The 4,721-nt window shown below is 43.4% G+C and carries 4 protein-coding genes and 3 pseudogenes; 2 read left to right on the top strand and 5 right to left on the bottom strand.

Features of this window, described 5'->3' with window-relative positions; translation table 11 throughout:
- Positions 1-100: pseudogene (locus tag AB4371_RS22410) on the bottom strand (IS5/IS1182 family transposase); the annotation flags it as partial.
- 100 nt (positions 101-200) lie between these two features.
- Between AB4371_RS22410 and AB4371_RS22405 the strand changes: the two are divergent.
- Complete coding sequence (locus AB4371_RS22405; RefSeq protein ID WP_372150688.1) at positions 201-1,091, top strand: GGDEF domain-containing protein; 891 nt, start codon at positions 201-203, stop codon at positions 1,089-1,091.
- A gap of 156 nt (positions 1,092-1,247) precedes the next feature.
- Here AB4371_RS22405 and AB4371_RS22400 read toward each other — a convergent pair whose 3' ends face one another.
- Together AB4371_RS22400 and AB4371_RS22395 are read right to left on the bottom strand one after the other, a co-directional pair.
- Positions 1,248-1,994, bottom strand: a complete 747-nt coding sequence (locus tag AB4371_RS22400; RefSeq protein ID WP_017059089.1) for a nuclear transport factor 2 family protein — start codon at positions 1,992-1,994, stop codon at positions 1,248-1,250.
- Between the two features lie 197 nt (positions 1,995-2,191).
- A complete protein-coding gene (locus AB4371_RS22395; protein WP_017068568.1) occupies positions 2,192-2,692 on the bottom strand; it encodes a nuclear transport factor 2 family protein in 501 nt (166 codons plus the stop codon).
- Between the two features lie 164 nt (positions 2,693-2,856).
- On the opposite strand from AB4371_RS22395, the gene AB4371_RS22390 reads away from it, so the two are divergent.
- Entirely contained in the window at positions 2,857-3,741 is an 885-nt protein-coding gene (locus tag AB4371_RS22390) for a LysR family transcriptional regulator (RefSeq protein WP_017059087.1), read from the top strand.
- Here the strand turns inward: AB4371_RS22390 and AB4371_RS22385 are convergent.
- Positions 3,738-4,553 (bottom strand): annotated as a pseudogene (locus AB4371_RS22385) (DUF2955 domain-containing protein); the annotation flags it as partial. The gene AB4371_RS22390 and the pseudogene AB4371_RS22385 sit on opposite strands and share 4 nt — an antisense overlap.
- Positions 4,541-4,681 (bottom strand): annotated as a pseudogene (locus tag AB4371_RS22380) (biotin/lipoyl-binding protein); the annotation flags it as partial. The pseudogenes AB4371_RS22385 and AB4371_RS22380, both read right to left, overlap by 13 nt.
- Positions 4,682-4,721: the final 40 nt, after the last annotated feature.

The raw sequence follows: 4,721 nt of genomic DNA, 5'->3' as shown, positions 1-4,721 counted from the left end.
GAATCGCTTCCTCATCAATCCAGAATGTCAGTGAACCTCGATTGATTAGGGCTTGGTTATATTGTTTCCAGTTAGTTGTTCTGTAGCGAGGCTTTGGCATTGCTCTAAGTATGTGAGTGAACTTAGATGATCTGATCGTAGCTTTAAGCATTAGTTCCCTGATTTAGGAAACAAAGCCTTTGTTACTCGTCGGTATAACCGTGTTACGCGGAGCAAGTCGATCTTTTCTCGTAATATCAATCATCATTAGCTCCCTTGGCATTAGCTTCTTCCTTTATAGCGCCATAATTGCGCCTTCTGTTACTTCTAGGATCGAGGCTCGAAGTATTCTCGTTGTGACAATCTGTATCTTAGCCCTCTGTGCAAACAATTCAGGGGAAAAGCACGATAACAGAGAAGCAAAGTGCCTGTTGAACCTGACCCTGTTCATCAACATTCTCTATATGGCAATTCGGGGCGTACTTGCTCATACCAAAGGAACGAACTCGAACTATTACCTGATATCAGATATTCATAAATTGTCTTTCGTTATCATGACAATCACAATTGTTAGCCTCGCATTTTCAGTGTTTTGGATCTTAACTGATCGTTTGTTGAAGCAGACCTATCGTTCATCGATCACTGATGAACAAACCGGCCTTTATAACCGTAGAGGCCTAGCAGAACTGATACCCAAGCTTGTTCAACCAGGCCGAGAGAGTGACATTTCTGTACTGATTGCCGACCTAGATCACTTCAAAAAAATTAATGATACCTATGGTCATGACAAGGGAGATGATGTGATTAAGCACTTTGGTCAAATTCTTGAAGATACATGCCGCACAAGCGATTTCTGTTTTCGCTATGGTGGAGAAGAGTTTGTTGTCATGTTACCTAGAGCGAATAAAGTTCAAGCAATGCAGATAGCTGAAAGAATAAGAAACCACGCAAAACACAACTCCAATCAAGAGCTCTCTTCTGGCACGTATACTGTCAGCATTGGAGTGACTCAAGCCCTCATAAACGATGACTGGAATTCATTAATTAAAAGAGCGGATAACGCCCTCTACGACGCAAAATCTCAAGGGCGCGATTGCATTGTTGAGCGTTAAGGCGAGTTGTAAAACAGTGTAAATACTCTTCCATCACAAAACATGTTGGCTAAGATTCAAGAGGTTAAACACACACAACCAGTAAGGTTAGCAAGGATGCGCTTTTTCGGTTTGTTTTAGCGATAGCATTATTGGCGTAACTCCCTTAAAGCGACTCTAGAACTTCCCGCCATTTACCCATTCTGCTTTTGGTGGCACGGGCTCTTGGTTTACCCATATCTCTTTAATTTGACCTCCCTCAACTCGGAATAGATCAAAACGCGCAACCTCGAGACCATTATCAATAACTCGGCTGTAAGCTGCTACGAAGTTACCTTGACCGACAATCTTGAACACTTGGTCATAGCCACCAATATAGCTATCTAAAGGGCTCACATCTGAGGCTTGATAAACGGCTAGCTCTTCGTGCTGGAGATACTTTGATAGCTTGTCTTTCTGCCCTAGTACCATGACATCACATAAAAAATCACGGATAAGGTTCTTATTCTCCTCTGTTTTATCTAAGTCAGTATGATTGATTGGCCCTTGCAGTCGACCTTCCCCTTCCGTCGGTTGAGCTTCGAAGGCAGAAATCACATCCCAATGTTCAATAATTTTATCGTCATTATCGGTATCGAATAGATCCGTAGTCACCCACTTATATTCGCCATTATTAATATCTTGGAATGCTTGAACAAACACGAATTGGCCATCGACGATTGAACGTATGATCTTTATGTCTCTAACAGGGCAGCGTTTTAAGAACGGTTCGAAGAACTCAACAAAACCATCAATACCGTTGCGAACCCCAGTGCTATGTTGAGTATAACGTTGACCGGTGTACTTCGTTACCGCCTCTAATGCATGACCATCTCGGATACCTTCCATATACAGATTAGTCGCATTCGCTAGCTTATTGCTCATAGATAGTTTCTCCAAACTTAATAGTGCCAAAGTACGTTATTTGGCTCGTACACTGAAACTCAGAACTAGATTGTCTCAGGTGTCCTTTTAACTGTCGGATTGTTGAATAGGCTCTTCGCGTCGCTATTCAAAACCAAGTTAAGCTCGATATACGTCTACAGCATATCGAGCCTTTACAACCTAATTGGTCACTGTGGTTACTGTTTGGCGTGATAAGCTTTAGATACTGCGTAGCTATCCTCAAACCAGTTCCAACTCTTCACTTTGCCATCTTCAACCTGAACTCGAACCGCCCAGCTGAATTTACCCGTGTCTACACCAGATTCATTCGCAATGGCACTCATGCTGCCCATGAATACTGCTTGGTCGCCGTTTACAAAACTATAGTCTGTTGACCAGCTTGTGACTTTCAAACCTGCGCCAAATAGAGGAAAGAAAGTGTTGAGCACTTTTTCTTTTGACTCCCAGTTACCGATCCAAGGGATGTCGGCGTCACCTTCGTTGTGCCAGACAAAATCATCGGCCATTAATGACTCGAGTTTTGCCATATCACCTGAGCCTGCCGCCCATAAGAATGCTTGAGCCGTTTCTAGTGTCTTTGCTGAATCGACTGCTTTTGTTTCATCTGCAAAGGCTGGAGTGAATTGAAAGAAAGCCAGAAGACTCGCTAGACCGATAAGTAGATTTTTCTTTAACATTTTCTTTCTCCTGATTGTCAATTTTGAAGCTCAATGCGTGGGAGATTAAAAGTGCCATCAGTGCATGCTTTGAACTTCAGTTCTGTTTGTTGCCTTGTTGAGATAACTATAGCTGTGCTAAATTTTTGGTAAACTCACTAATTGAACACGTTGGATATGCGCAAATGCACAACATAAGATGGGATGACCTACAATATGTTCTAACAGTGGCGAATGAAGGATCCCTGTCGGCCGCGGCAAGAGCACTTGGTGTAAACCACAGCACCGTTTTACGTCGTATTGACACCTTTGAGTATCGTCACAAATTACGAATTTTCCACAAACTTCCTACCGGATACAAACTAACGGTTGAAGGACAAAAGCTTCTGGAGTCAGCTCTCGCTATCGAATCCACAGTAAGAGAATTGGAACACAAGGTTTTTGGACAGGAATTGAAGCTAGAAGGAACGCTAAGAATAACGACGACCGACGCCTTATCTCGTCTCATTCTGGGTACTCATTTGGCTGCTTTTCATCGGCTTTATCCAAAAATTCAGTTAGAACTCAGCCTCACATCTCGTCAATTGGATATTTCGCACCTAGATGCAGATATCGCGATTCGCCCGGCAAATGAGTTGCCAGCCCATTTAGTTGGGACCAAGTTAAGTAAAATTGCCTTTGGTGTTTACGGATCGCCAGAATATATAAATGGCCTTAAGAGTAAGCACCCCTTAAAGTCTGCATCTTGGTTAATGATGCATAGAGGCAGTGCTTCGCTACAGGTTTCTGAACTGATTTCGGAAGACAAAATTGTCATGAAAGCCGACTCTTTTGAGCCCCTGATCATCGCGGCTGAAAATCAGATGGGGTTAGCCTACTTACCCTGCTTTTTAGGTAACAGTAAGGGAACTCTGCAAAGAGTAGATATGGAAGTGATGCACCAAAATACAGACCTATGGATGATGACTCATAAAGATTTAGAAGATTCAGCCAAAGTAAAAGCATTTTTTAATTTTATGAAAGGCGCAATCAAATCAGACCATAATCGGTTGGCCGGATTTGATTATTAGCGAACGAGTGCCGGCTCTTCACCATTAGGCTTACGAACAAAATGACACAAAGCCCACAGCACAAACAAAGTCACAGTCAGCTCCCAAGCGCGTAGGAAGGTACTTTCCAACCCTAAATTGCTACTGGTCATGTACAACTGAATCGGAAGCATAGTCGCCAATAACGCATCGGCATGAATGTCTCTGGCTGAACCTTTCGCTTTGGCCATTGATGCGGTGATCATAAAGGCAAATAAACCCAACACTATGGTGTAGTAACCGAATGTAGATTGATGCCCTGCCATCAACAAGGTGAACACCACGGCGAATGCACAGCCGCCCACTTGAGTTTGAAAACGGCGGTCAACCACGTCGATAAAGCTTTTGTGTGTGGTTTGGGTTGCAGCAGCAATCACTGGCACCATGCAGAACGTTGCAGAGATAATGTCGACAATCATCAAGAATGCCAAACCAAGACCAATCAACGCGAGTGAAATTGCTCTGCTCTCAAATGTGACAGGCTGTTCTTTAAATACAGGAGGCTTGTTTCCTTGCTCAACAGGGAACAGAGCCACCATGGTTTTTGCTACTACCATGGTAATCAACATGGATACCAAAATTTCATGAATACGCATCGGCATATCCATGGTGGTATGCTGAGCAAACACCACAATCAAAATCCAGTTGAAGGTTGGCATCAACATTTTACCTTTCTTCGCTGGCGTAGTGGCTCGACGGCGCATAAAGTCGAAGAAGAACAGGCTGATGGTCCACACCACAAACGGATGCTGTGAAAATACCTCAGTCACCACCAACGCTGTACTTGCTGCCATTTTGCTGAATCAGAGTCACGCGCTTGATGCAGTTCGGCTTTCGCTTGTGCCACTTTCAATTGGTAGCTACTGGCATCGATAGCAAATAATGGCTGACCTTTTTCAACCAACTCGCCATTACTAACCATGACGTCGGTAATTACGCGGGTGTAGTGGTCAACTGATATT

The organism is Vibrio sp. 10N.261.51.A3 (assembly GCF_041471965.1).
In the GTDB taxonomy this organism is placed as follows: Bacteria; Pseudomonadota; Gammaproteobacteria; order Enterobacterales; family Vibrionaceae; genus Vibrio; species Vibrio crassostreae_C.
The sequence above is the reverse complement of the archived record's forward strand: the minus strand, read 5'-3'. Positions and strand labels throughout refer to the sequence as shown.

What these genes read in the sequence shown, in the direction of transcription:
- AB4371_RS22400 (WP_017059089.1), bottom strand. Translation starts at nt 1,994, where the DNA reads ATGAGCAATAAGCTAGCGAATGCGACTAATCTGTATATGGAAGGTATC.
- AB4371_RS22395 (WP_017068568.1), bottom strand. Translation starts at nt 2,692, where the DNA reads ATGTTAAAGAAAAATCTACTTATCGGTCTAGCGAGTCTTCTGGCTTTC.
- AB4371_RS22390 (WP_017059087.1), top strand. Translation starts at nt 2,857, where the DNA reads ATGCACAACATAAGATGGGATGACCTACAATATGTTCTAACAGTGGCG.